Origin of the sequence: Aeribacillus sp. FSL k6-2211, from assembly GCF_037966125.1 — a bacterium.
Taxonomy (GTDB): domain Bacteria; phylum Bacillota; class Bacilli; order Bacillales; family Aeribacillaceae; genus Aeribacillus; species Aeribacillus composti.
Window position 1 is genome coordinate 3,678,870 of sequence record NZ_CP150190.1, and the last position, 25,736, is coordinate 3,704,605.

At 41.9% G+C, this 25,736-nt stretch carries 22 protein-coding genes and 3 riboswitches; of the genes, 1 reads left to right on the top strand and 21 read right to left on the bottom strand.

Features of this window, described 5'->3' with window-relative positions; all coding sequences use genetic code 11:
- Window positions 1–94 precede the first annotated feature (94 nt).
- The 21 genes from purD to NSU19_RS17765 form a co-directional block, all read right to left on the bottom strand.
- Window positions 95–1,345: a phosphoribosylamine--glycine ligase gene (purD, locus tag NSU19_RS17665; RefSeq protein WP_339200044.1), complete on the bottom strand. Its 1,251-nt coding sequence runs from the start codon at window positions 1,343–1,345 to the stop codon at window positions 95–97.
- Between the two features lie 18 nt (window positions 1,346–1,363).
- Window positions 1,364–2,902 (bottom strand): bifunctional phosphoribosylaminoimidazolecarboxamide formyltransferase/IMP cyclohydrolase, encoded by a 1,539-nt coding sequence (gene purH, locus NSU19_RS17670; RefSeq protein WP_339197735.1) that lies wholly within the window; start codon window positions 2,900–2,902, stop codon window positions 1,364–1,366.
- Window positions 2,899–3,480, bottom strand: coding sequence for a phosphoribosylglycinamide formyltransferase (gene purN, locus NSU19_RS17675; protein ID WP_066252087.1), 582 nt, complete (start codon window positions 3,478–3,480; stop codon window positions 2,899–2,901). The genes purH and purN overlap by 4 nt, the downstream gene beginning before the upstream one ends.
- A complete protein-coding gene (gene purM, locus NSU19_RS17680) occupies window positions 3,477–4,517 on the bottom strand; it encodes a phosphoribosylformylglycinamidine cyclo-ligase (protein ID WP_339197738.1) in 1,041 nt (346 codons plus the stop codon). Before purM ends, purN begins: the two co-directional genes overlap by 4 nt.
- 26 nt (window positions 4,518–4,543) lie before the next feature.
- Window positions 4,544–5,953 carry an amidophosphoribosyltransferase gene (gene purF / locus NSU19_RS17685; protein WP_063388823.1) on the bottom strand — a complete coding sequence of 470 codons (1,410 nt, stop codon included), beginning with the start codon at window positions 5,951–5,953 and terminating at the stop codon, window positions 4,544–4,546.
- Complete coding sequence (gene purL / locus NSU19_RS17690) at window positions 5,938–8,154, bottom strand: phosphoribosylformylglycinamidine synthase subunit PurL (RefSeq protein WP_063388824.1); 2,217 nt, start codon at window positions 8,152–8,154, stop codon at window positions 5,938–5,940. The genes purF and purL overlap by 16 nt, the downstream gene beginning before the upstream one ends.
- Window positions 8,138–8,821, bottom strand: a complete 684-nt coding sequence (gene purQ, locus NSU19_RS17695) for a phosphoribosylformylglycinamidine synthase subunit PurQ (protein ID WP_063388825.1) — start codon at window positions 8,819–8,821, stop codon at window positions 8,138–8,140. Before purQ ends, purL begins: the two co-directional genes overlap by 17 nt.
- The gene (purS, locus tag NSU19_RS17700; RefSeq protein WP_063388826.1) at window positions 8,818–9,072 is read right to left on the bottom strand and encodes a phosphoribosylformylglycinamidine synthase subunit PurS; all 255 of its coding nucleotides are present in this window, start codon (window positions 9,070–9,072) and stop codon (window positions 8,818–8,820) included. Before purS ends, purQ begins: the two co-directional genes overlap by 4 nt.
- Window positions 9,060–9,791, bottom strand: a complete 732-nt coding sequence (purC, locus tag NSU19_RS17705; RefSeq protein ID WP_327873372.1) for a phosphoribosylaminoimidazolesuccinocarboxamide synthase — start codon at window positions 9,789–9,791, stop codon at window positions 9,060–9,062. Before purC ends, purS begins: the two co-directional genes overlap by 13 nt.
- Before the next feature lie 90 nt (window positions 9,792–9,881).
- Window positions 9,882–11,180, bottom strand: a complete 1,299-nt coding sequence (gene purB / locus NSU19_RS17710; protein WP_339197742.1) for an adenylosuccinate lyase — start codon at window positions 11,178–11,180, stop codon at window positions 9,882–9,884.
- A 47-nt stretch (window positions 11,181–11,227) separates the two neighbouring features.
- Window positions 11,228–12,355, bottom strand: a complete 1,128-nt coding sequence (purK, locus tag NSU19_RS17715) for a 5-(carboxyamino)imidazole ribonucleotide synthase (protein WP_198318573.1) — start codon at window positions 12,353–12,355, stop codon at window positions 11,228–11,230.
- The gene (gene purE / locus NSU19_RS17720) at window positions 12,342–12,830 is read right to left on the bottom strand and encodes a 5-(carboxyamino)imidazole ribonucleotide mutase (RefSeq protein WP_066252098.1); all 489 of its coding nucleotides are present in this window, start codon (window positions 12,828–12,830) and stop codon (window positions 12,342–12,344) included. The genes purK and purE overlap by 14 nt, the downstream gene beginning before the upstream one ends.
- 164 nt (window positions 12,831–12,994) lie before the next feature.
- Window positions 12,995–13,096: riboswitch (purine riboswitch) on the bottom strand.
- 185 nt (window positions 13,097–13,281) lie between these two features.
- Window positions 13,282–14,607, bottom strand: a complete 1,326-nt coding sequence (locus NSU19_RS17725; RefSeq protein WP_339197745.1) for an NCS2 family permease — start codon at window positions 14,605–14,607, stop codon at window positions 13,282–13,284.
- A gap of 137 nt (window positions 14,608–14,744) precedes the next feature.
- A riboswitch (purine riboswitch) is annotated at window positions 14,745–14,846 on the bottom strand.
- Window positions 14,847–14,884: 38 nt separating this feature from the next.
- Window positions 14,885–16,405 (bottom strand): glutamine-hydrolyzing GMP synthase, encoded by a 1,521-nt coding sequence (guaA, locus tag NSU19_RS17730; RefSeq protein ID WP_339200046.1) that lies wholly within the window; start codon window positions 16,403–16,405, stop codon window positions 14,885–14,887.
- 115 nt (window positions 16,406–16,520) lie between these two features.
- Window positions 16,521–16,622, bottom strand: a riboswitch (purine riboswitch).
- 33 nt (window positions 16,623–16,655) lie between these two features.
- Window positions 16,656–18,821 carry a DUF4129 domain-containing transglutaminase family protein gene (locus tag NSU19_RS17735; RefSeq protein WP_339197747.1) on the bottom strand — a complete coding sequence of 722 codons (2,166 nt, stop codon included), beginning with the start codon at window positions 18,819–18,821 and terminating at the stop codon, window positions 16,656–16,658.
- Window positions 18,821–20,023, bottom strand: coding sequence for a DUF58 domain-containing protein (locus tag NSU19_RS17740; RefSeq protein ID WP_339200048.1), 1,203 nt, complete (start codon window positions 20,021–20,023; stop codon window positions 18,821–18,823). Before NSU19_RS17740 ends, NSU19_RS17735 begins: the two co-directional genes overlap by 1 nt.
- Before the next feature lie 5 nt (window positions 20,024–20,028).
- The gene (locus tag NSU19_RS17745) at window positions 20,029–20,982 is read right to left on the bottom strand and encodes a MoxR family ATPase (protein WP_339197749.1); all 954 of its coding nucleotides are present in this window, start codon (window positions 20,980–20,982) and stop codon (window positions 20,029–20,031) included.
- Between the two features lie 250 nt (window positions 20,983–21,232).
- Window positions 21,233–21,949 (bottom strand): 5-formyltetrahydrofolate cyclo-ligase, encoded by a 717-nt coding sequence (locus NSU19_RS17750; protein ID WP_144597442.1) that lies wholly within the window; start codon window positions 21,947–21,949, stop codon window positions 21,233–21,235.
- 278 nt (window positions 21,950–22,227) lie between these two features.
- On the bottom strand, window positions 22,228–22,395 hold the full coding sequence (locus NSU19_RS17755) for an aspartyl-phosphate phosphatase Spo0E family protein (RefSeq protein WP_082829641.1): 168 nt from the start codon (window positions 22,393–22,395) through the stop codon (window positions 22,228–22,230).
- Window positions 22,396–23,076: 681 nt separating this feature from the next.
- A complete protein-coding gene (locus tag NSU19_RS17760) occupies window positions 23,077–24,012 on the bottom strand; it encodes a hypothetical protein (protein ID WP_339197751.1) in 936 nt (311 codons plus the stop codon).
- Complete coding sequence (locus NSU19_RS17765) at window positions 24,005–24,547, bottom strand: V4R domain-containing protein (protein WP_339197754.1); 543 nt, start codon at window positions 24,545–24,547, stop codon at window positions 24,005–24,007. Before NSU19_RS17765 ends, NSU19_RS17760 begins: the two co-directional genes overlap by 8 nt.
- 223 nt (window positions 24,548–24,770) lie before the next feature.
- Between NSU19_RS17765 and NSU19_RS17770 the strand changes: the two genes are divergently transcribed.
- Window positions 24,771–25,406 carry a hypothetical protein gene (locus NSU19_RS17770; RefSeq protein ID WP_339197757.1) on the top strand — a complete coding sequence of 212 codons (636 nt, stop codon included), beginning with the start codon at window positions 24,771–24,773 and terminating at the stop codon, window positions 25,404–25,406.
- The last annotated feature ends 330 nt before the right edge of the window (window positions 25,407–25,736 follow it).

A 25,736-nucleotide genomic window follows, 5' to 3' on the forward strand; every position in this document is an offset into this window, starting at 1 on the left:
CTCCTGTCCCATTGGAAAGGTTTATAAAATATGTGGTAGATATGTCTTTTATTTATTAGTATTCATCGGTTCGGAATATTGAAAGCCAAATTCGTTATAGTGCGCGATAGCCGATGTCTTTACGATAAAACAAACCTTCCGTCTCAAGCTCTTTTAATTGCTTGTACACTTTTTCTTGCGCATTTTTTAAATTATCTCCAAATGACGCCACAAGGTATACACGACCCCCGTCTGTTACAAATTGGCCGCCTTCCTCTTTTGTTCCGGCATGGAATAAAAGGGCATCCGCACCAACCTTTAACAAACCGATCGGTGTTCCTTTCTTATAGCTGCCCGGATAGCCTTCCGCCGCCACAACGACTCCCAACACCGCTTGATCTGTCCATTCAAGTTCAACCGGTTCTCCTTTTAACACTTTCAACATCACATCGATAAGGTCTGATTTTAGCCGAGGAAGAACTACCTGTGTTTCTGGATCTCCAAATCGCGCATTGAATTCAATCACCTTCGGGCCGTCTTTTGTCAGCATGAGGCCGGCATAAAGAATACCGGTAAATGCCGCTCCTTCATTTTTCAAAGCTTTCGCTACCGGCTTTAAAATTTTCTCTACAGACTCTTGAACAACATCATCAGAAATTTGCGGGACAGGAGAATAAGCCCCCATTCCACCTGTATTCGGTCCTTTGTCTCCGTCAAAGGCCCGCTTATGATCCTGCGCAATCACCATCGGGTAAATGTTTTCCCCGTTTACGAAAGCCATAAGGGAAAACTCTTCACCTGTCAAAAATTCTTCAATTACAACGGATTTTCCTGCTTCTCCCAGCTTATTTTCCTTTAAATAGCCGGACAGCGTGTCAATTGCTTCTTCATTTGTCATCGCAACAACGACACCTTTTCCCGCCGCAAGCCCATCCGCTTTAATCACAATCGGGGCGCCTTTTTCTTCTACATATTGCTTCGCTTTGGCAAAATCAGAGAACGTTTCATAATTGGCAGTCGGAATGTTATATTTTTTCATTAAATTTTTTGCAAATGATTTGCTTCCTTCAATAATTGCCGCTTCTTTCCTCGGTCCGAATACAGTTAATCCAGCGTCTTCAAATTCGTTGACAATACCGTTCATTAAAGGAATTTCAGGACCAACAATGGTTAAATCAATGTTGTTTGTTTTGGCAAATTGGATCAATTCGTCTGTTTGTTCTTCTAAAATCGGAACTCTTATTGCAACGTCTTTCATACCATCATTGCCAGGCGCGACATACACTTTTTCAACGAGAGGGCTTTTGGCCGCTTTCCAAGCGATCGCATGCTCACGGCCCCCTTTTCCAATAACAAGTACTTTCATCATCAGTCATCCCCTTTCTTAATGTTTGAAATGACGGACTCCAGTAAAGACCATTGCAATTCCGTATTCATCCGCTTTTTTTATCGAATCTTCATCGCGAATGGATCCGCCTGGTTGTATGATTGCTGTAACCCCTGCTTTCGCTGCTTCTTTAACGGTGTCAGGCATTGGGAAGAACGCATCTGATGCAAGTGCACTGCCTTTCGCTTTCTCGCCAGCCTGTGCAATCGCAATTTTTGCAGCACCAACCCGGTTCATTTGGCCTGCACCAACACCAACGGTCATTTCATCTTTTGCCAAAACAATCGCATTTGACTTGACGTGCTTCACGACTTTCCAGCCAAGCTTTAAGTCCTTCCATTCTTGTTCAGTCGGCTGTCTTTTTGTTGGGATTGAAATGTTCGCGTCATCGAGCGTATAAATATCTTGATCTTGAACAAGAAGGCCGCCGTAAACAGATGTCAGCTGCTTCTCCGGTTGGAATTTTTTCGAAAAGTCGATCGTTAACAATCGAATATTTTTCTTTTTCGTTAATATTTCAAGAGCTTCTTGGCTAAACGAAGGGGCAATGATAATTTCCAAAAAAATTTCGCTCATTTTTTCAGCCGTTTTCTGATCAACTTCACGATTCAGTGCAACAATGCCGCCGAAAATTGAAGTCGGGTCCGCCTCATATGCCCGATTATAAGCTTCAAAAATGGTGTCACCTGCGCCGACGCCGCACGGATTCATATGCTTAACAGCGACCGCTGCCGGTCCATCAAATTCTTTGACAATGCTAAGTGCCGCATCCGCATCTTTAATGTTGTTATACGACAATTCCTTTCCATGGAGCTGGACGGCTTCGGCAATAGATGATGGAGGCGTGATCGGCTTTTTATAGAACGTTGCCTGTTGGTGAGGATTTTCCCCATAACGAAGGGATTGCTTCCTTTCAAATGTCACAGTAATCGATTCAGGCTCTTCTTCCCCTGCCTGCTCTGTTAAATATTCCGCAATCAGTGCATCGTATGCAGCAGTATGACGGAATACTTTGGCAGCCAACTTCCGTTTTGTTTCTATGCTTACTTCTCCGTTCTCTTTCAGTTCGGCTAAAATGACGGGATAATCTTCAGGATCAACGACAACCACTACATCTTGGTGATTTTTTGCAGCAGCCCGAAGCATCGTCGGCCCGCCGATGTCAATGTTCTCGATCGCTTCCTCAAAAGTCACGCCATCTTTGGCAATTGTCTCTTTAAACGGATATAAATTCACAACGACTAAGTCAATCGGTTGAATACCGTTTTCCTCCATCTGCTTCATATGGATATCATTGCTGCGAACCGCTAGCAGCCCCCCGTGAATAACAGGATGCAGCGTTTTAACTCTTCCGTCCATAATTTCCGGAAAACCGGTTACTTCCTGAATTCCAATGACATCTATTCCATTTTCCTCAAGAAGCTTTTTCGTTCCGCCAGTGGAGATTACTTCGATCCCAAGATTGACAAGCTCTTGCACAAACGGAATGATGTTTGCTTTATTAGATACACTGACAATTGCCCGTCTGATTGTCATGCTTTCACCTCTAATTTTTCTAAAATTTTTCCTATTGTTTCAGGATAAAATGAATGCTCGATTTTATGGATTTTCTCTGCAAGTGTATTAGCATCATCATCTTCGCTGATTTCAACCGCACGCTGAGCGATGATCGGGCCTGTATCCATTCCTTCATCAACATAATGGATGGTGACACCCGTAATTTTTACGCCGGCACGGAGCGCTTGTTCAATTGCATGTTTTCCCGGAAATGCAGGAAGCAAGGAAGGATGTATATTCACAATTCTCCCCGCAAAAGCGTCAAGAAGAGTGTGGCCGATTAAACGCATGTAGCCGGCCAGCACGATAAAGTCCACTTGATAGTGCCTCAATTGCTGTAAAATATCTTCTTCAAACTGTTCCTTCGACTCATATTGCTTCGGATCAAAAACAAAAGCAGGAATCTGCTCCTTTTCTGCCCGCTCCACTACTTTAGCACCGGGTTTATCACAGACTAAAAGCATCACATTTGCTTTTAGCTTCCCGCTCTTTACATGGTCTACAATCGCTTGGAAATTAGAGCCGCTCCCGGATGCAAACACCGCGATCCGCTTCATGAAAAAGGCCCTCCTTTCAGCCGAATTCCGCTTCCTTCTTTTACCCGGCCGATGAGAAAAGCCTTTTCTCCCAGCTTTTCAAGCTTATTGAGGCACTGCTGAACAACATCTTCTTCGACCGCCAGAACAAAGCCGATTCCCATATTGAACACTTCAAACATTTCAGACAAATCGATATTTCCTTGCTGTTGAATAAAGGTAAAAATCGGATGAATCGGCCATGAACCGAAATCGATTTCTGCTCCAAGCCCTTCCGGAAGCATTCTCGGGATGTTTTCAATAAACCCTCCTCCGGTAATATGGGCCATGCCGTCAACTTTATATGCTTTCACAAGCGGCAGGACAGAAGAAACATAAATTTTTGTCGGCTTTAGCAATTCTTCTCCGAGCGTTTCGGTTAGAGGCTCGTATATTTCATGTAAATCAAGCTTATTTTCTTCCAAAAGCACTTTGCGAACGAGTGAATAACCGTTTGAATGGATGCCGTTTGATGAAAGGCCGATGAGAAAGTGCCCAGGCTTGATCCGTTCGCCTGTGACAATGTTTTCTTTCTCGACAACACCGACAGCAAAGCCGGCAATGTCGTATTCATCTTCATCATATACGCCGGGCATTTCCGCTGTTTCACCACCGATGAGCGCACAACCCGCCTGCAGGCAGCCATCGGCAACACCTTTAACAATTTTTTCAATTTTTTCAGGGTCTGCTTTCCCGAGCCCCAAATAGTCCAGGAAAAAAAGCGGCTCCGCACCTTGTGCCAAAATGTCGTTTACACACATAGCCACAGCGTCTATTCCAATCGTATCATGTTTATCCGCCATAAAGGCAAGCTTCAGCTTCGTTCCCACTCCGTCTGTTCCGGAAACAAGCACCGGCTCTTTATATCCTAAGTTTGCCAGATCAAACATTCCGCCAAAACTGCCGATCCCTCCTAAAACACCGGGACGCTTCGTTTTTTCCACATGATTTTTCATGCGGCGAACTGCTTCATAGCCCGCATGAATGTCCACACCTGCTTCTCTATACGCTTTGGACATGAATTATCCTCCTTCGGTCTGTCATATTAGCCTTTCTCATGAGGAAGAATCGTATCTTCATAAATGTCTGTCGGATATTTTCCTGTAAAACATGCCATACATTGCCCGCGAAATTCACCTTCATATTTCCTTCCGATCGCATCCAGCATCCCTTCTGTGCTTAAGAAAGCAAGACTATCGGCGCCAATGATGCTGCGAATTTCTTCTACAGTATGAGAAGAAGCGATCAGCTCCTCATGAGTGGAGGTGTCAATACCGTAATAGCAAGGGTTGGCAATCGGCGGTGAACTGATGCGGACATGCACTTCCGTTGCCCCTGCTTCCCGCAGCATCTTGACAATACGCTTCGATGTCGTTCCTCTTACGATTGAGTCATCCACCATGACAACCCGTTTGCCTTCCACTACCCCACGGACAGGGGAAAGCTTCATTTTCACTCCTTGCTCTCGCAATGATTGGGACGGCTGAATAAACGTACGGCCGACATATCGGTTTTTAATTAAACCGAGCTCGTACGGTATACCGGATGCCTCGGCATAGCCGATCGCCGCAGATATGCTGGAATCCGGAACTCCAGTCACTACGTCCGCCTCTACAGGCGCTTCTATCGCAAGCCGTTTGCCGAGATTTTTTCTTGCAGTATGAACATTTATTCCTTCCACATTGCTGTCAGGGCGTGAAAAATAAACGTATTCCATCGTACAAATCGCACGGTTAATCGTTTTGGAAAAACGTTCGCTTTTCAGTCCTTCACCATTGATGATGATAAGCTCGCCAGGCTCAACGTCCCTTTCTAGCTGAGCTCCAACAGCATCAAAAGCGCAGGTTTCCGAAGCGACAACATATGCATCACCGAGACGTCCGATAGATAAAGGACGGAGTCCGTTCGGATCAAGGGCAATCATCAGCTCTGTTTCCGTCATGATTAAAAAGGCGTATGCCCCTTTAATCATCGTAAGCGCGTTTTTCACTTTATCTTTTAGCTCTAAATAGCCGCTTCTTTTAATTAAATGAGCAAGAACTTCTGTATCTGACGTTGTTTGAAAGATGCTTCCTTGATTTTCAAGCTGATGCTTCAATCCGGAAGCATTCACTAAATTTCCGTTGTGAGCTAATGCGAGACCGCCTTGCTCCGATCGAAAAAGGAACGGCTGGACGTTTTCATAACCGCCTCCTCCAGCCGTCGCATAGCGAACATGGCCAATAGCTCCTGTTCCTTTTAAATTGTCTACCCCATTGGCAAACACTTCTGTGACAAGTCCTTCCCCTTTAAACCCCGTCAGTTTTTCGCCGTCTGTTACGACAATCCCTGCTCCCTCTTGTCCGCGATGCTGAAGGCTGTGCAGACCGTAATAAGTGATTTGAGCAGCGTCCTTATGACCCCATATGCCGAATACACCGCATTCTTCATTTAGCCCCTTTATTTCAGCAAGCATGGGATAGCTCCTTTCCAAGCTTGTTCTAACTCTTCCACTGATGCTTGAATCAATGTTTCTCCATTGCCGTTGACAATTTTAAGAATTCCGCTGTTTGTGACCGTTCCGATAGCTTCAGCTTGAACAATCTTTTCAAACGCCTCTTTGTTTTCCGGTTTTACGGAAACGACGATGCGGGACTGGGATTCGCTGAACAGCCCTGCCAATGCATCACCGTTGATCGTTATTTCCGCCCCAAGGCCCGTTCCGATTAAGCATTCACTTAGCGCAACGGCCAGGCCTCCTTCGGCAACGTCATGAGCCGACTGGACAAGCCCTTCGCGAATGGCAGCTAACAGCTGATCTAAACGTTGCTTCTCTTCTTCCAGGTCAATTTCCGGCGCTTTGCCAAAGATCTTGCCTTCAAGCATTTTTTGCAATTCACTTCCAGAAAATTCTGGTTTTGTCTCACCGAGCAAATAAACGATGCTGCCCGCCTCTTTAAATGATTGCGTTGTAATATGATCTGTATCTTCAATAAGTCCGACCATCCCGACAACCGGAGTTGGATAAATAGCTGTTCCGTTCGTTTCATTGTACAAGGAAACATTTCCGCCAATGACAGGTGTATTTAAAGCTAAGCACGCTTCGCTCATGCCGTCCACCGCTTTTTCAAGCTGCCAAAAAATCTCCGGTTTTTCCGGACTGCCGAAGTTTAAACAGTCTGTAATAGCGAGCGGCACCGCTCCTGAACATACGATGTTTCTTGCTGCTTCACTAACTGCAATTTTTCCGCCGACTTCTGGATCTAAATATAAATAGCGTGAGTTGCAATCGGTTGTCATCGCCAAAGCTTTTTTCGTCCCTCTGATTCTTAGGACAGCCGCATCAGAACCCGGCGCCACGACAGTGTTCGTCCGCACCATATAATCGTATTGGTCATATACCCACTCCTTGCTGGCTATCGTTGGCTGTTTCAGCAATGCAAGAAGCGTTTCTTTGTAATCGTCAACTTTTGGAACATATGGCGGCATGCTTTGAAACTGGCGATAATATTCAGGTTCTTTAGACGGTTTATAGTAAACAGGCGCATCTTCCGCAAGCGCATCAACAGGAATTTCCGCAACGATTTCTCCTTTATGAATAAGGCGCAGCATCTTGTCATCTGTAACTTTACCAATCGGTGCAGCCTCCAGATCATATTTTTTAAACAGATCAATGATTTCCTGCTCCCGCCCTTTTTTAATTACGAGAAGCATTCTTTCCTGCGATTCGGATAACATCATCTCATAAGGAGTCATTCCTGCTTCCCGCTGAGGAACAAGATCCAAGTTCATTTCAATTCCTGATCCCGCCTTGCTCGCCATTTCTGCCGATGAGCTTGTAAGCCCCGCTGCTCCCATATCTTGAATGCCGACAAGTGCATCAGATTTGATTACTTCAAGGCAAGCTTCCAAAAGCAGTTTTTCCATGAAAGGATCTCCAACTTGAACAGCCGGACGCTTTTCTTCGGAAGCTTCCGACAATTCTTCGGAAGCAAATGTAGCTCCGTGAATGCCGTCTCTTCCGGTTTTGGCTCCGACGTACATCACTGTATTGCCGACACCAGTTGCTTGCCCTTTTTTGATATCTTCATGGTTTATGAGTCCGACACACATCGCATTGACCAGCGGATTTCCTTCATAGGAAGCGTCAAACTGCACTTCTCCTCCAACGGTTGGAATTCCGATACAGTTACCGTATCCGGCAATGCCAGCGACAACTTCTTCAAACAAATATTTGACACGCGGGCTTGTAAGTTCCCCAAAGCGAAGAGAGTTAAGGAGAGCGATTGGTCTGGCTCCCATCGAGAAAACATCGCGAATAATGCCTCCGACTCCTGTTGCTGCACCTTGATACGGTTCAATTGCAGAAGGGTGGTTATGGCTTTCTATTTTAAAGACGACGGCTTGATTGTCGCCGATATCAACAATCCCTGCTCCTTCACCAGGTCCTTGCAGCACACGTTCTCCTTTTGTTGGAAACTTTTTTAATACTGGTTTTGAATTTTTGTAGCTGCAATGCTCTGACCACATAACAGAAAAAATTCCAATTTCCGTGTAATTCGGCAATCGTCCTAATATTTTTTCAATGAGGGCAAACTCCTCATCACTAACTCCCATTTGCTTATAAATTTTGTCGTTTTTTATCATTTCTGGACTTGGTTCAAGAATTTGTGACATGAGCTTCCCTCCAACTTCTTACAATCGATTGAAACAATTTCAACCCGTCTGTGTTTCCTAAAAGTTCGCTGACTGCCCGTTCCGGATGCGGCATCATTCCAAGGACATTGCCGCGTTTATTTACGATGCCTGCAATGTTATTTAAGCTTCCGTTCGGATTATCTTGATACGTAAAAACAATTTGCTTGTTTGCGATTAACTCTTCAAGAGTTTTTTCATCACAATAATAATTTCCTTCCCCATGTGCGATCGGAATGGTGATAATTTCGCCCTTATCATATTTGTTCGAAAACATCGTTTCGTTGTTTTCCACCTTTAATTTCACAGGGCGGCAAATAAATTTCAGCTTCTCGTTCCGTCTCATGGCACCCGGAAGAAGACCAGCCTCAAGCAAAATCTGAAACCCATTGCAAACGCCAAGTACAGGCTTCCCTTCATCTGCAGCTTTCACAACTTCCTTCATAACATTGGCAAAACGGGCAATGGCTCCGCTGCGCAAATAATCGCCGTATGAGAAGCCGCCAGGAAGGAGAATGCCATCGAAGCCACTTAAATCTTGAGCGTCATGCCAAACGTATTCGACTTCCTCTCCCAGTTCGTCTTTAATGGCATGGTACATGTCAACGTCACAATTGGAACCCGGAAAAACGATCACGGCAAATTTCACTTGACGGCTACCTCCTCTATTTCATAACGGTAGTCTTCAATCACAGGATTTGCTAAAAGCTTTTTACACATTTCGTCTACAATCTCTTCGACATTTCGATCCGTTTTTCCGATTGCTAGCTCCATGTACTTCCCAATCCGAACATCTTCCACTTCGTTGAAATTCATTGAATGTAAAGCATTTTTCACCGCATTTCCTTGAGGATCAAGCACACTTTCACGCAATGTAACATATACTTTTACTCTGTACATGGAACTGTACCTCCTAAACGTTTTAAAATCTCTTTATAAGCATCCGTCAAATTGCCGATATCCCGGCGGAATACATCTTTATCAAGCTTTTCATTTGTATGTTTGTCCCAAAGTCGGCACGTATCAGGGGAAATTTCATCTGCAACAACAAGCGTTCCGTCGTTTAGCAAGCCAAATTCAAGCTTAAAATCTACTAGTCTCACGTTTCTTTCATGAAAATGCTTCAATAAAATATCATTTACTTTGAAAGCTAATGTTTTTATTTCATCCAGCTGCTCTTTATCCGCAAGCCCTAGTAGTTCAATATGGAAACTGTTAATTAAAGGGTCTCCCAGGTCATCATTTTTATAGTAGAACTCAATGATCGGCTTTTTAATCTCAGTTCCTTCGGCAATGCCCAATCTTTTGGATAAGCTTCCTGCCACAATATTTCGTACAACTACTTCAATCGGAATGATTGTCACCCGTTTGACAAGCTGTTCATTTGACGAAATTTTTTGAACAAAGTGGGTCGGAATGCCGTGTTCATTTAACTTTTCAAACAGCAAACTTGAAATTTCATTGTTTAGCTGTCCTTTGCCTACAATCTCAGCTTTTTTCTCCCCATTAAACGCGGTAGCGGAATCTTTATAATAAACAAGAAAAATGTTGGGATCGTCTGTTTCATAAATTTTTTTCGCTTTTCCTTCGTACAGCAATGAGCCCTTTTGAACGGTCATGATCATGCCTCCTAATGCGGAATATTGGCCTTCCATTTTATGTCAAGGGGCAGGGCAGTTTTTGCGATTTGCCGAGCCCCATTTGGACATCTACTGTTCTAACCCGCAGCGTTTAAAAATGTAATCCACATTTTTCAAATGGTAATTGTAATCGAAGCAGTCATCGATTTCTTCTTTCGAAAGCTCTGTTGTAATTTGTTTTTCCGCTTCGATCAGCTCTCTAAACGGAACTTGGCGCTCCCACGCTTCCATCGCTTTCGGCTGAACTAAATCGTATGCTTCTTCACGTGTCATACCTTTATTGATCAGCGCAAGCAAAACCCGCTGTGAGTAGATCAATCCCAGCGTTTTCTCCATATTGCGCTTCATATTTTCCGGGAAGACCGTCAAGTTTTTCACAATATTGCCAAATCGATTTAACATGTAGTTCAACGCGATCGTAGCATCTGGCAAAATGATGCGCTCTGCCGAAGAATGAGATATGTCGCGCTCATGCCACAATGGAACATTTTCGTAAGCCGTCAGCATCATTCCGCGAATGACCCTTGCCATTCCTGTCATGTTTTCCGATCCGATCGGATTGCGCTTATGCGGCATTGCAGATGAACCTTTCTGTCCTTTGGCAAAAAACTCCTCCACCTCGCGAGTTTCGCTCTTTTGCAAGCCGCGAATCTCAACTGCAAACTTTTCAATCGATGTAGCAATTAAAGCAAGCGTAGCCATGTACTCGGCATGTCGATCACGCTGCAATGTTTGCGTCGAAATCGGCGCCGGCTTTAAACCGAGTTTTTCACACACATACTGCTCCACGAACGGATCAATGTTGGCATAAGTGCCGACTGCTCCGGAAATTTTGCCGACTTCAATCTCTTCTCTTGCGCGTTTAAACCGCTCTAGATTTCGCTTCATTTCTTCATACCATAGCGCCAATTTCAAACCAAACGTTGTCGGTTCTGCATGCACCCCGTGCGTACGCCCCATCATGACGGTGTATTTATGCTCCAACGCTTTATCTCTTAAAATAGCGATGAAATTTTCCAAGTCTTTTTGTAAAATTTCGTTCGCTTGCTTTAGCAAATAAGATAAAGCGGTATCCACGACATCAGTGGAGGTCAATCCGTAATGCACCCATTTTCGTTCGTCGCCAAGCGTTTCTGATACAGCACGGGTAAACGCCACTACGTCGTGCCTTGTTTCCTCTTCAATTTGCTTAATTCGGTTCACATCAAATGAAGCACGTTCACGCAGTTTTTTTACATCTTCATTCGGGATCACACCAAGCTCCGCCCACGCTTCACATGCTAAAATCTCCACTTCAAGCCAAGCTTTAAAGCGGTTTTCTTCCGTCCAAATCGCGCCCATTTCAGGACGTGTGTATCGTTCAATCATTCCTGCAACCTCCTATTGATCTCTCCGTCTTGTTTATGAATAGCTTGTCAAACATTCCAAATTTGAGTCGATTCGATATATGTCAATAGTTCCTCAATTTCATCACTGAAGAACGTAATATGTCCCATTTTTCTGTTGATTTTTGCCTCCGCTTTTCCATATAAAAATAATTTCCCTTTTTTCAGCAGCTCTTCGTTTTTCAACACAGGCTCTAGATGCTGGCCCAGTATATTCACCATAATTCCTTGATGAATGAGCTTCGTGTTTCCGAGAGGCAATCCGCAAATCGCGCGAATATGCTGTTCAAACTGCGATGTTTCACATAAATTTAATGAATAATGACCTGAATTATGAGGCCGGGGGGCGAGCTCATTTATATAAATTTCATCGTTTGCCACAAACATTTCAACTGCCAGCGTTCCAATCAGCCCAAGCTTCGCCGCCAATGTTTTTGCTGTTTCCTCCGCCTGTTCCTTCAACGAATCAGAAATTCTTGCAGGTACAATGCTTTCGTGCAAAATATTGTTAACATGAATGTTTTCGGCAACAGGCAATGTGCTGACTTCACCTGTCACGCTTCTAGTGACAATAACCGAAATTTCTTTGTCGAACGCGATCCATTTTTCCAATACACAGCGTCCGTTCTTCAACAAAGCTTTTGCTTCTTCTATATCTTCTTCTTGCTTTAGTACAAATTGGCCTTTCCCATCATATCCTCCGCGGCATGTCTTTAAAACACTCGGGATGCCTATGTTGGATACGGCTTGATAAAAATCATCTTCTGATTCAACGACTTCATACGGCGCAACTTTCACACCAGCGTTCGCCACAGCTTCCTTTTCCGTCTGGCGATCTTGTGTAATGGCGAGCAGTCTGCTTCCTTGAGGCAAGTAGGCGTTTTGCTCAAGCCAAGTTAACGCCTCGTAATCAATATTTTCAAATTCATACGTTATACAATCGCTCACCTTCGCAAGCTCTTTGATTGCATCCAAATCATCGTAACGGGCTGTGATTTCAATGTCGCTCACTTGGCCGCATGGAGAATTCGGTGTTGGATCAAGCACCGCCACACGATATCCCATATTTTTGGCAGCGATAGCCATAAATTTGCCTAGTTGACCGCCTCCAATGATTCCAATTGTACTTTGAGGCAAAAGTTTTTTATACAAGCTGATCACTGCTTTCCATGACGTTTTTTCTTATATATTCTCGCCGTTGTTCAAGCTTTTGCTGAACATCAGCATCATTGATTGACAAAATTTGCGCCGCTAACAGACCAGCGTTCACCGCGCCCGCTTTTCCTATCGCCACTGTTGCAACAGGCACGCCGCCGGGCATTTGCACGATCGAGAGCAGCGAATCCAGTCCGTTTAACGCGTTTGTTTTAACCGGAACTCCGATGACAGGGAGAGTTGTTTTCGCTGCAACCATTCCCGGCAAGTGTGCTGCTCCGCCTGCGCCTGCAATGATCACTTGAATTCCGCGATCCCTGGCAGTGCTTGCATATTGAAACATCCAATCAGGTGTGCGATGGGCAGAAACAACCTTTTTTTCATAAGGAATATTCAGCTCATCTAATATTTCACAGGCATGCTTCATCGTTTCCCAATCTGAAGTGCTTCCCATTATCACTCCAACGACAGGATTCATGGCGATGCTCCCCTCTTTATTTTTAATTATAGGTTGCCACCTTCGTTAAAAATCTTGACAATAATTGAAAGGCATAAAAAAAGCCCGCTTCTGCATTTTCCCTATCAATAAGGGAAAGTAACACAAACCGGGCATAAGCAATATGTATGCTCAGTTGAAAAATCTTGCCGATTACTTTCCCTCATAGTCCAACAATTTACGGTTGTTGGGTAGAAACTTTTGGGCCATATTCCCAAGATTATATGAGGTTTTAGTTTTCATATGCTGTTTTCGACTCCATCTTAACAATGAAAAATCATTATGTCAACGATAAAATCGAACATTATTTTTCTTTAAACACCGAATGTTCGGGTTTTGATGAACCTTGATCATGATCTGTGACGTTTTCACTTCCTTCTAAAACAAAAGAAAAGGATCAGACAGCATTTCAGTCTGACCCTTCGACTTCTTATTAATTGACAAGAAAGATGAAATAAAGCAGAAATACAATCGATAAACCATACAAAATCGGATGAATCTCTTTTCCTCTTCCTTTTAGAATCATCGTGATCGGGTAGAAAATAAAGCCGATAGCAATACCGGTTGCGATGCTGTACGTTAATGGCATTGTAATCAAGATTAAAAACGCCGGAACAGCAATTTCAAACTGATCCCATTTTATATGCCCTAAAGATGATACCATTAAAACTCCGACAATAATGAGCGCTGGAGCCGTAACAGAAGATGTAATAACGCTCAATAGCGGCGAGAAAAATAAAGCTAATAGGAAACATCCTGCCGTTATAATGGAAGCAAAACCTGTCCGCGCGCCTGCCGCAACCCCTGCTGATGATTCTACATAAGAAGTGGTTGAAGATGTTCCTAAAATCGCTCCGACAACTGTTCCCATTGAATCAGATACTAAAGCTCTGCCGATTCGCGGAAGTTTATTGTTTTTCAATAACCCTGCTTGATTGGCAACCGCAACCAGCGTTCCTGCCGTATCAAAAAAGTCAACAAACATAAACGTTAAGATTACGACAAGCATTTGTAAAGAAAAAATATCTCCTAAATGTCCTAAAGCTACTCCAAACGTCGGAGCCAAGCTCGGAATTTCCCCAATAATTTTATCCGGTTTTGGAACAAGGCCAAAAATCATTCCGACAACGGCCGTAATCACCATGCCGTAAAACACGCCGCCTTTCACTTGCCGAACCATTAAAATAATCGTAATAGTTAATCCAAAAATAGATAGAAGAGTATTTCCATTCCGCAAGTCTCCCAAGCCGACAAGAACAGCGTCATCATTAACAATTATGCCTGCATTTTGAAAACCGATAAATGTGATAAACAATCCGATTCCCGCACCGACTGCATGCTTCAGCTCCGGCGGAATGGAATCAATAATTTTTTCCCGCAATCCGCTAAGCGTCAGCAAGACAAGAAAGAGACCTGAAACAAGAACACCTGAAAGGGCTGTTTGCCAAGGGATGCCGTACGTCAAAACGACAGTAAAAGCAAAGAACGCGTTCAATCCCATACCGGGAGCAAGAGCTACCGGATACCGTGCCACAATACCCATGATGAGCGTCCCGATGGCTGCAGCCAACGCGGTCGCAGTGAAGACAGCTCCTTGATCCATTCTCAATTCATTGGGAAAATCAGCAACAGAGCTTAATGAAAGCGTTGCTGGATTGACAAACAAAATATAGGCCATTGAAAGAAAAGTTGTAATTCCGCCAATAATTTCCCTGCGGTAATTAGTGCCAAGTTCATCAAATTGAAAATATTTTTTCATTATAAAGTCCTCCTACAATTGGCTGTATAAAAAACTTTAAGCAAAAAAATAAGCGCTCCATTCCAAGGATGCGCTTGACCATGAGGTTGCTGAAAGCCCAATGTGAGAAAGGAAAAGGATCCTCTCCTCCTTCAGCCATCGAACCGTCAACACCTCGTAGTCAAGCTATTTACGGTAGCTTGGTAGAAACTTTCGGGCCATATTCCCGAAATTATACGAGAATGTTTATATTTATTATATAAAAATGATAATTCCGATTTATACAAGTTGGTCAGATTTATTCCCATTCAATTGTTGCCGGCGGCTTGCTTGTAATATCGTAGACAACTCGGTTCACGTGCGGCACTTCATTGACAATCCGCGTAGAGATCACTTCCAGCACTTCCCACGGAATACGAGCCCAATCTGAAGTCATGCCGTCAATTGAAGTGACAGCACGGATTCCAATTGTATGATCGTACGTGCGGGCATCGCCCATCACACCTACGCTGCGGATGTTAGGCAAAACGGTGAAATATTGCCAAATGTCCCGCTCTAATCCGGCTTTTTTAATTTCTTCTCGTAAAATAGCATCGGATTCCCGAACAATCTCTAGCTTTTCTTCCGTTACTTCTCCTAAAACCCGAATGGCTAATCCTGGTCCCGGGAACGGCTGCCGCCAAACGATTTCATCTGGAATACCAAGCTCTGTTCCAAGTGCGCGAACTTCGTCTTTAAAGAGTGTATTCAATGGTTCAATCAGTTGAAATTTCATATCCTCCGGAAGTCCGCCGACATTGTGATGCGATTTGATCGTTTGCGCCGTCTGCGTACCGCTTTCGATAATGTCTGTATAAAGTGTTCCTTGAGCAAGAAACTCAATGCCCTCCAATTTTGCCGCTTCATCATCAAAAACATAGATAAACTCGTTGCCGATGATTTTTCTTTTCTTTTCCGGGTCAGTAACACCCTTCAATTTTTCTAAAAAGCGGTCTTTTGCATCTACTTTAATGACATTCATGTTAAACCCTTCGCTAAACGTCTTCATGACGCTTTCCGCTTCCCCTTTGCGAAGGAGTCCGTGGTCAACAAAAATGCACGTTAATTGATTGCCGATCGCTTTATGGATTAAAACGGCTACAACAGATGAGTCCACCCCGCCGCTTAGCGCGCACAGCACTTTCTTATTTCCGACAGTTTTGCGGATGTTCTCTATTTGCATTTCAATAAAGTTTTCCATCGTCCACGAATTTGTGCACCCGCAAATGCGGAAAACGAAATTTTTCAATAGGTCGTTTCCAAATTCTGTATGGCGCACTTCGGGATGAAATTGAACCCCGTACATGTTCCGCTCATCATTGCTGATTGCGGCGAATGGACATGATGGGCTAACGGCGTCTACTTTAAAGCCGTTCGGAATATCGGCCACAAGATCCCCGTGACTCATCCAAACGATTTGATCATCAGGCAAGCCTTCAAACAACGGCGATTTTTCCTTTACTTGTAAAGCTGCTTTCCCATATTCCCGGTGCTTCGCCTTTTCCACTTTTCCCCCGAGCAAATAGGTCATTAATTGCATGCCATAGCAAATTCCGAGCACTGGAACCCCGAGTTCAAAAATCCGCTCGTCGCAGCGAAAAGACTTTTCGTCATATACGCTGTTTGGACCCCCTGACAAAATAATTCCTTTCGGATTCATTTTTTTGATATCTTCTATCGACAGCGTATGCGGATGAAGCTCGCTGTAAACACCAAATTCGCGAATTCTGCGCGTAATTAATTGATTGTATTGGCTGCCGAAATCTAACACTAAGATCATGTCTTGGATGTTCTCCAACGTGTTCACCTCATTATTTTGATGGATCAATATATTGTTTCACATCTGACTTCAAAAAAATAGAATTCTACCGAAAAAAAGGCAGAATTCTAGTACATCTACTAACTTCTGCCTTCATAGTCGGGTTATTTACGGTAACCCGGTAGAGACTCTCGAACCATATTATCGAGGATATACGAAGGAGCTTCCCGCTATGAATTTTTTCTTATCATACCAAGTGATCAAGACCCGGTCAAGAAGTTGTTTTTTTGATTAAATCTTCCCATAATTCTTTCGATTGCTCCCATTCCTTGCTTGGATCATCGCCCCGATACAGCGCCCGCTCATAAATGTAAGTTAATTGCGACATACTATTTGTTCCAAACATTTGATCAATCTGTTTTGCATATTCCCTTAACGTTTGCCCGTTTTCCCGTTTGTAGCCACATCTTTCCAGAGATTTAAGCAAAAGCCTGTATGCTTTCAAAAAATCTTTCTCATCATGATTCCATTTATAGAAGCTAGTCATCCAACTGGTCATCCATTTATTTCTCGTTTTGAAAAGTATTAACACACATGCCGCTATCAACAAGATGAAACCGATGGAGACAATAACAGCTGGTGATAGCGAAAAAGGGAATTCCTTTGGCTGCTTAGCATCATCCGTATCGATTTGTTCTTGACTTTCTTCCTCAAGCGGCTGACTTTGTTCTTGTTCGGCAGCGGATGAATCTTGTTGATTTTCATCTGATTGATGTGCAAATTCCTGCGGATTGGAAAAACCGATCGTCGGTTCAAAAGGGACCCAGCCAAATCCAGAAAAATAAACCTCTACCCACGAATGGGCATTGTTGCTAGTTACTTCATACACTTCCAATCCTTCGCTTGTCGTTTCCACAAACTGCCCTGGGGTATATCCCTTTACCCAGCGCGCCGGAATTCCGACAGACCGAAGAAGAACAACCATAGATGTTGAAAAATTGTCGCAATATCCTTTCTTCGTTTCAAATAAAAACTGATCGACATAATCTTCATCCAATTCCGGGACAGCCACATCATTCGTTTCATATACAAACGGTTCTTTCAAAAAATACTGTTCAACCGCCTTGGCTTTATCATAAAAGTTGTTTTTATCTTTTGTAATCTCCACAGCGAGATTTTTCACGCGTTCCGGAAGGCTTGCGGGAAGCTGCGTATATCGTTCAACCAATTCTTTTGGAGCACCTTCATTCGAGTGAACAGCCTGCAATTTTTCAATTTCAAACAAGGGATAAGAATATTTCAAAGAATAACTGGAAAGCCGTTCCCCCGATTCATTAAACATTGGGAATATATTCTCCGTAACATGATCGATGCGGTATTGATCAGCATCACTGGAAATTTCCTGCAATCCAAGCGGATAAATAATATGCTGATATGGATATTCGCGCTCAATTTCTACAGTCGAAACAAGCTGTTCCGTTTGAACCTGACTACTCGTCAAGTTTAAATACGGACCGATAAATCCATTTGCAATGGAAAATTGCCTGTCACTTGTCATCCAGCCTTTTCCTGTATAAACATCTTTTGTTTCAACTCGCCAATAATGCTGTCTTTCTACATACGCCCGAAAAGCAGGTGCATCGTTTGGAATGAACGGACCGCCCAATTGCTCATCATTGGTACCATAACCGATTTTTTTGACAACCGAATTTGACAAATGCTCCCCTTCTCCGTCCTGTTTATACTTCGAAAAATACGGTAAAGGGTCTGGCCATTGGGGGGCCGCTTTCGGAGCGAGCCACCCGATCGCAGCGGAAACAACAATCATTGCCAAAAGCGGCACAATCCATTTCCAATACAAAATAGACCTAAACGGAATTTTCTCCGAAAAAATCATCCTTTCAAAATAAAGAAGACCTAAAAGGAAAAATCCTACCACCGCTAACCGTATAATCGCATAAGTTGCATCATATGGCGAAAACGTATCTAATACTGCCACATACGTAATAGTTAAAATTAAAAATAATAAAATTCTTTTTCTCTGAATAATCCAATAGTTTAATAAATAGACAAGCAGCCACAATAATACAAAGAAAAGAAACGTCCGGAATGGAGGAGTCATTCCGCCGAAATACCTTTCGGTGATCAAGTTTAAGTTATAGCGAAGATCATGAATAAATTCTAAAATCCATCCTATTTCAAAAACAGAGCCGTTGTAAAACAGCTGATGAATAAAAAAGAAAATATAACATAATTTAACCGGATACGAGATATACCATTTTAGCTGCATAAATGTAAAAAAGAGAGAAATTCCGATAAATATAACGAAAATAACGGTATAGATAGAATCAGTCGAATATTCAAGCGGCCGCAGCCATTCCCACAGCAAAATAAACGATAGCAAATATAAACAAAAGTTAACGATTTGCTGTTTCATTATCGGCTTCCCACCCTTTGCGCTGCATCTCGGAACATGCCGGCGTCAACAGTGCGGACAGTTATCGAATGCCGCCGCAATTTATCTATTAGTTCTTGATCTCTTCTCGGCTTTTCAACCGCTTTTGTCACATGCCAAATGGTGACATGACGCGGCTTCGGAAACGCTAGAAGCTTGTCAATCAAGGAAGGGTGTAAATGACTTGTCATAATCATGATAGATGAATGCTGTCCCCATTTGTTCAATTCCTCTAAAAGCTGGTTGATAAACTCGTCCTCACCATCGCAATCCGCTACTGCCAAATGATACAGGATATGCTTCCAATGATGCTCATGATTTGATATAGGAAAAACTTTCTTCGTTTTCCCAACCGAAACTACCCCGAGCTTGGAACCGTTTTTGAGCACTGCTTTAGAGAACGAAGCTGTAAATGAGATAAGCTCTTCAAATGACGATGACTTTGTTCGATCGATGAAACAAACAATTTGTTGGCTATTCAGCTGCTCAAATTCCTTTGTCATGATCGAATGGCGTCTCGCTGTCGCCTTCCAGTCTATCCACGATAATTTATCTCCCGGTTCATATTCCCTTACCCCAGCAACGATCGAAACATCTTTTATATATCGTGTTCTGGCAAAACCTGCATCCTTTTCAAGTGAAAGTTGTTGGGGACGGTACTGAAACTCAAAAAATGGCGGATAGACCACAATGTGATTTTTTGCCGAATAAATGTTTTCTCTTTCAATGATTCCAAACAAATCTCCTGTTTTAAATCGCACTGTTTCAAAATGATGGGATCCCCTCGGAAGATTAGATAACGAATATTGGAATGAAAAACGTTTTTTCCACCAAGGAAACAATACAATCTTCGCTGATCCCGAATTTTTCAGCTTTTCAGGAAGGACATCCTCAACGATTCCAAAGAAAAAAGGGAAGGGAAACGGCTGTTCAATTTCGATAGTACAAACAAGCGGTTCACCTGCTTGGAATTCTGTTTTAGTTAATTTGCGCCGAACTCGCAGCTTCTTCAGCGGATAGAGAGCCAACGCAACAGAATAAACAACAAACGGCAGCAATGAATACAATAAAAACCAGCTGACAAATCCTCCTTGAAAAATGGCATATGCAAAGGAAGCCGCCACAAGCAATATTAAAAAAGCAAGGTTCCACGCCAGCCGTGTGCCTTTTAGCAAGCTTTTCATTGATTTCACAGCGACCTCACTACAGGCACAGGGATTTCGGCAAGAATATCTTCAATTATTTGTTCAGCTGTTTTCCCTTCATAACGCGCTTCAGATGTTAAAATAATGCGATGAGGCAGGACATGCATGGATAAATATTGAACATCATCGGGGATCACATAATCTCGGGCATGAATAAACGCATACGCCTGAGATGCCTTCATAAGCGCAACAGAACCACGGGGACTGACTCCTAAATAGACGGAATCATGGTTCCGCGTCTTATTTACGATGTCTACAATATAATGTTTAATCGTATCATCTACATATACTTGTTTGATTTCTTCCTGAAGTGTCGTTAATTCGTCTTTGGTGATGACTGACGTTAGTTCATCAAGCGGCTGTCCTTTTTCAGCTCTTGTCAACACTTCTACTTCTTCTGTAACGGAAGGATAGCCCATTTTCAGTTTTAGCAAAAATCGATCCAATTGAGCCTCCGGCAACGGATAAGTTCCTTCATACTCAACCGGATTTTGTGTCGCCATAACGAAAAAAGGTTTTTCAAGCGGCATTGTCACGCCATCAATGGTGACACTCCCTTCCTCCATGCCTTCAAGCAAGGCGGATTGGGTCTTTGGTGAGCTTCGATTTATTTCATCGGCCAAAATAATATTAGCCATAATCGGTCCTGGTCGGTATTCAAATTCAATCGTTTTCGGATTATATATCGATACTCCAGTAACGTCTGAAGGCAGTAAATCAGGTGTAAACTGAATTCTTTTAAAATCAGCCCCAACAGACTTTGCCAATGCCTTCACCATCATCGTTTTTCCAACTCCGGGTACATCTTCGAGAAGCACATGCCCTCCAGCAAGCAATGCCGACAAACTTAAAATGACCAGTTCACTCTTTCCTACAATAACTTTTTCAACATTTTCGACAATTTTTTCTAATTTTGGATGCATCGTCTCCCCTTGCATTTATAGGCCTCCCAATCATCATATCTGCACTTCTAACTCTATTATACAATTGCCTAATAGCAGAAAAAAACGATTCGTTTTCAAACTGTTTAAAATTTATTGTACATTGTTCCGTTTTCTTCTGAGAAAAGAAGCAGGAATATAAATTTTAGAATTTTCACAAATTTTATGTGGAGTATTCCTAGTTTTCCTGCTTCTAAATGAATGGGATGACGTCATGCTAAATAAAGTAAATGCAAGGGAATGATCGTTAAGAACGCTTGTATAGCATTGCCCAAATTTCTTTTAAAACAGGCATTTGTTCTTTCTCTTCTTCACTTACTTGTTCCCAAATGATTCCTTCCGGCTTTGAATAAGGAGTGTTCGTTTTGATCAATTCTTTTTCTGTAGCAATCCAATCAACCGTCAAATCATACGGATCAATAGGAAAATCGTCTTCTACCAGCTGAATGCTATGAACAGTCGTGACGACAGGAACAGAAGGCTGCCCAAGCTCCCGAATAATGGCATATTCGCGATCAGCATATCCTTCGCCTTTTCCAATTCTGCGCCCGTCCCTATGGACTGCAACCGATCCAACCACGATGAAATCAATAGTTGGCAGCTGATCGAGAGAGATCTCCCTTCCGAACGTATTCATATGTTTCAAGCTGGCGGCTTTTCTCTCTTCTCCTTTTGGCACCCATTCAGGCTTCACCATGATAAAACCGGATTTTAATCTTGGAGTTGGCATAAGAAGAGTCTTTCCATCAATTAGCACTTTCGTCCGAATTGGAAGCTGCGGAGCATCAGGGTTCACCTTTACGACGTTTGCCGATTTATATTCAGGCATCGAAGCAACAATTTTTGCAGCTTGTTCAGCTCCTTTGAAATTTGGAATTCTATTTTTCAGCGGAAACGGAAAGCGTCCAAGCTTCTCTTTTTCAAGCTGAGTCCATATTTTTTCCCTGACGGCCTGTTTATCCATCTTCTAAACCTTCTTCCTGCGCCGTGATTTAACCTTTACAAATAAAAAAGCAGTGGTGAAACTTTGTAAAAACAGCCAATTGACAAACGAAAAGATGATGTTTTCATATTCTATCTTGGGGCTCATAGAACAAGAACAGCGGTATACTCCGGGAATCTAAAATATGTGTCGGAAAATCAAAAGAGCTGCCATTCTTACGATTGCCCAATTTGAAAGCTGAAAGGTAGATACCATTTTGATTCAAGATGGGAGATAATTTTATCAATATACTGCCAAGTTCACTTCGTTTTTTTTAAGAGCTCGATTTGGTATTGATGAATCAGCTTATCAAGTTCCTGGCTGATTTTTAACACAACCTCAGATGTATATCCATATTTCTCAGCCAATGAAATCATATATGCTCGTTCATTTTCTATTTTAATAGATAGAATATTCATTTTATTCATTTTTCAGTAACCCCATTTTTTACGAGTTTTAGTAGTATTAATAGTACCATACTCTTACGAATAATGTAAAGATTTGTAATTTATTGAAGAAATTTGCGGGAGAAGGGGGTAAATTCCCCCATTTAAAAAGTATTGGGGTTTATTTTCTCGACCGTGTAGAAAAAAACGTTCCTAGCACAATAAACCCATTGTAAAATTTTTAAAATAGCGTTCACTTAAAAAATCGGATAATCATTTTTGCAAATTTCCTGAATGGATTGTATTTTCTGATGAAAATCCTCTGAAGCAGCCTGAGCGTGCAAGAGGGAGTAGAGTTTATTGGACAAATTGTTATGATTATAAAACTTGCGCTTTATTTCATTTTGACTTCAATGAGCCCTAAGAAAAGATACATATTGACCGCAGCATAAACATCAAAGAAGCCTTGGCTCGACGATAAATCAAACCCGCCAATTTCTCGCATCCTCTTCAGTCGGTAACGAACATACCCTAATGAAACATGCATTCTTTCGGTTGTTTTATATAGATGTCCGTTATTTTCAACATACCAATAAAGCGTTTCTAATAAATCTGAGCATGCTTGTCATCGTAGTTTTTTATTTTTTGAAGCATTGTATGTGAAAGGGCTTCCATTCCTGGTAAATTTTCAGAGCATATTAACTTCGCAACCGCTAAAAGCTCCTAAAATGCTTTGACTTTCGCATTGCTTTTAGAAAACTTCATAATCTTAATTGTTTTTTCTGCTTCTTTTAATCCTTTTTTCAAATCTGATGCTTGCTGACATAAACTGCTGATCCCCAATTTCATTTCAAAAGTTTTAATCTCGGAGAAAATCTGATCAATTAGCCATTGCCCGCATGAAACTTCAGATGAAAATTGACGGATAAAATCTTCAGGAATAACAGCAATCAGCTGATTGACTTTTGTTGTCATTATACATGCAAAACCTTGCTGCTTGAACAATTTATTTAAGTTTTCAGCTGCTGCAGTTTTATCATGATTAAGCGAATCTTCAAGCTCTTTTCGATTAAACTCTTGGCCGCTGTCCAGATGAAACAAAAACACATATTGCGGTTGATTAAGATTGTATCCCATTAATTTTAATCGGTAAGTAAGCTCTTCTTCTGAAAATTCCCCCCTAAAAACGGCGTTCAGCAATTCTCCTTTAATTCGCTGTTCGTTTTCAAACGCAGAAGTTTCATTTATTATTTGCATAGCACAAATGGATGCCGCCTTTTCAATGACGATATAGTCCAATTCCGAAAAGCCTTCTGATTCACGAATTAGTGAAACATAACCAAAAATGTTGTTTCTTACAAAAACAGGAGATATTAATTTTTCAAATGTATAGCCTTTTGCTGAAGAAACTTTTACCCGATTCGTATTACATTTTTCTTTTATATCTACTGTTTCCACTTTCTCCCACACATAATCAGCGCTGTTTAAATAAATTTTTCGAAGCGAATCGCTCGCTTCAATCAACTGACGGTGAGAGTTTTCCAGCAGAAGAGCACAATTCATCTCAACCGCTAAAGTGTTCAATATCCCCTTTAGTCCACACCCGTTTAATAGCGAATTTGTCAACTTTTCATTAATCATAAGAGCTTTCTTAAACATTTCTTTCTGCTTTTCTATCCTTATAAAAGCTTTGTCTAGCTCTTGTCCTAAATTTTCCTAATAAGGCAGCTCTTTTTCGATTTCTTCTCCCCAATCCTAAAACCGGTTTGGCAATCCAATGACAATGCGGATCACCCTTTCCTTCACACTCAACTTCTTTAAAAATTACTTTTCTACCCAAATGATTGCTCACATATCCGCCTGCAAATCCTATTAGTGTAAAACATACTGGATCAGAAGATAATCCAAAGGTTGCAATATGGTGTTCAGCTTCTTGTGAATGCTTCCAATAGCCTTCTGAATAATAATCTTTTGTTACAGGGTCGATATACAGCTCTTTAACTGAAATGCCTAAATCAGCCGTTATGCCGTGCATATGCGAACAAGCGATAAACAGTTCTTTCAATGTCAGCGTATGATAAGCATCTTTCCTTCTTAAATGATTTGAAAAATTATTGCCACAATCCCAGCCATACCGTAATAAAAAACCTTTAGCTCTGTCGAGACCTAAAGCTGAAATTAAATGATTTCGCAAAGTATTTAAGATTGCCCAGATTCAGGCAAAAATTTCATCATTTCGTTGGAGTCTAAAACTTCCCCCATTTCCGTCCCCCCTCACCACAAACTATTAGCATTTTTTATCAAAATTATCATAATATTTAATAAATTTTCAGGAAATTTTATATAAGATATCAGTAATGAACAGAATTGATTCTGTTAAAAATGTAAGCGTTAACAAAAAGAGGGGGGAGAATAATATGAATAAATTTGAAGAACAAATTTATAATTGCATGAAACCCGTTGAAGAATTGCTGGCTAAAACAACCAATCCACTGCATATTGCGATTCTTGAAAACTTCCGCCGACACGTGCATCTGGAAGGCGCCGGCATGTTCAATGAAATTGTTTCTTCCGATATGATGGTCGATCACCCCGTTTATCGTGTTACTTGGGGAAGCGAGCCTGCTGTTATTGAAGGAAAGGAAGGAGTCCTCAACTTCTATCATATTGCATCAAAATCAGTACTTTGGCATTCTGATGACTTGCTGGCTGTGGCTGATTGGGGAATTGCAGATGAACTGACTTTCCACCAATTAATTAAAGGCCAAGGATTGCTTGATTTAGGATTTGAAGTAGATGATCCGGACAAAATTTATCATTACTCAAGCCGTCAAGTATTTTTATGGCCGTATGATGAAACGGGGAGACTTAAGGGAGAGCATCTTTACGAAGATAAAAGTACAGTAAAAATTATAGAAGTGGATCCTGCTGACGTCATCACACCAGAACGAGTTGCCGAAATCCACCGGGAATGCTTGACAAAATTAGAAGCAGAAAAACCGCCGAAATATTGGACGCTGGAAGTTATAAAACAACAGCTGGAAGGCAAATGATAAAATGAGCTTTCATGAAGACGAACACACGATCATTCATTTTTTAAGTCTAGTACATCATGAATGAATGCCCGACGCGAGGGAGCTAATATAACTCTCTCGCGTTTTATGCATCTAAACATGGCAAGCTGGCAAATTTATGCCCAATTGTAATCAAAGCAAAAAAAGCCGTTAAACATTTCGAATCATAAACTAAACGATTGGAATATCAGCAAATCTATCATTTCCTTTAAGCTATTTCCGCCTTTACAGAAAATATAGAAGCTTCATAAATCCTTTCCAATCATTTTCTTCTGCACAGAAATCAAGCAGCAAACAGCCTAAATATGT

Bases quoted from the DNA above. Each gene is read 5' to 3' on its own strand.
- purD (WP_339200044.1), bottom strand. From the start codon at position 1,345: ATGAAAGTACTTGTTATTGGAAAAGGGGGCCGTGAGCATGCGATCGCT.
- purH (WP_339197735.1), bottom strand. From the start codon at position 2,902: ATGACAATCAGACGGGCAATTGTCAGTGTATCTAATAAAGCAAACATC.
- purN (WP_066252087.1), bottom strand. From the start codon at position 3,480: ATGAAGCGGATCGCGGTGTTTGCATCCGGGAGCGGCTCTAATTTCCAA.
- purM (WP_339197738.1), bottom strand. From the start codon at position 4,517: ATGTCCAAAGCGTATAGAGAAGCAGGTGTGGACATTCATGCGGGCTAT.
- purF (WP_063388823.1), bottom strand. From the start codon at position 5,953: ATGCTTGCTGAAATAAAGGGGCTAAATGAAGAATGCGGTGTATTCGGC.
- purL (WP_063388824.1), bottom strand. From the start codon at position 8,154: ATGTCACAAATTCTTGAACCAAGTCCAGAAATGATAAAAAACGACAAA.
- purS (WP_063388826.1), bottom strand. From the start codon at position 9,072: ATGTACAGAGTAAAAGTATATGTTACATTGCGTGAAAGTGTGCTTGAT.
- purC (WP_327873372.1), bottom strand. From the start codon at position 9,791: ATGACCGTTCAAAAGGGCTCATTGCTGTACGAAGGAAAAGCGAAAAAA.
- purB (WP_339197742.1), bottom strand. From the start codon at position 11,180: ATGATTGAACGATACACACGTCCTGAAATGGGCGCGATTTGGACGGAA.
- purE (WP_066252098.1), bottom strand. From the start codon at position 12,830: ATGAATCCTGTCGTTGGAGTGATAATGGGAAGCACTTCAGATTGGGAA.
- NSU19_RS17725 (WP_339197745.1), bottom strand. From the start codon at position 14,607: ATGAAAAAATATTTTCAATTTGATGAACTTGGCACTAATTACCGCAGG.
- guaA (WP_339200046.1), bottom strand. From the start codon at position 16,405: ATGATCTTAGTGTTAGATTTCGGCAGCCAATACAATCAATTAATTACG.
- NSU19_RS17735 (WP_339197747.1), bottom strand. From the start codon at position 18,821: ATGAAACAGCAAATCGTTAACTTTTGTTTATATTTGCTATCGTTTATT.
- NSU19_RS17740 (WP_339200048.1), bottom strand. From the start codon at position 20,023: ATGAAAAGCTTGCTAAAAGGCACACGGCTGGCGTGGAACCTTGCTTTT.
- NSU19_RS17745 (WP_339197749.1), bottom strand. From the start codon at position 20,982: ATGCAAGGGGAGACGATGCATCCAAAATTAGAAAAAATTGTCGAAAAT.
- NSU19_RS17750 (WP_144597442.1), bottom strand. From the start codon at position 21,949: ATGGATAAACAGGCCGTCAGGGAAAAAATATGGACTCAGCTTGAAAAA.
- NSU19_RS17755 (WP_082829641.1), bottom strand. From the start codon at position 22,395: ATGAATAAAATGAATATTCTATCTATTAAAATAGAAAATGAACGAGCA.
- NSU19_RS17760 (WP_339197751.1), bottom strand. From the start codon at position 24,012: ATGTTTAAGAAAGCTCTTATGATTAATGAAAAGTTGACAAATTCGCTA.
- NSU19_RS17770 (WP_339197757.1), top strand. From the start codon at position 24,771: ATGAATAAATTTGAAGAACAAATTTATAATTGCATGAAACCCGTTGAA.